The organism is Zwartia panacis (assembly GCF_030410395.1).
Lineage (GTDB): Bacteria > Pseudomonadota > Gammaproteobacteria > Burkholderiales > Burkholderiaceae_B > Zwartia > Zwartia panacis.
In genome coordinates this window covers 1-357 of the sequence record NZ_JAUHHF010000041.1, presented here as the reverse complement: position 1 = coordinate 357, position 357 = coordinate 1, and the positions used below count along the sequence as shown (strand labels likewise).

Below are 357 nucleotides of genomic sequence, written 5' to 3'. Positions count from 1 at the left end.
CACTTAACCGTCCGATACCTGGAGTGAGTTGAGGTCCGGAATGAACCTTTAACTGATCAATGAATATTGCCAGTGCCGCCGGAGTCGGAGACTCAAACAACACGCGCAATGGCAATTCACAAGCGGTGAGCTGACGCACACGGGCAATCAGCCGCATCGCAAGCAGCGAATGCCCGCCGATCGCAAAGAAACTGTCGTCCAAGCCCACGCGGCTCGCGCCCGTCACCTCCGCGAACAATCCGCACAACATGATCTCGTGCTCGCTGACTGGCGCACGGTACGTACTCTGATCGGCGCCAAAGTCCGGATCGGGCAACGCCTTGCGATCGAGCTTGCCATTGGGCGTGAGCGGTAAAC

General features: G+C 58.3%; 1 protein-coding gene. It reads right to left on the bottom strand.

Annotation, left to right across the window (positions count from 1 at the left end; translation table 11 throughout):
• Positions 1-357 (bottom strand): phosphopantetheine-binding protein (locus QWY30_RS15865; protein ID WP_290242666.1); only part of this gene is annotated, 357 nt, incomplete at both ends.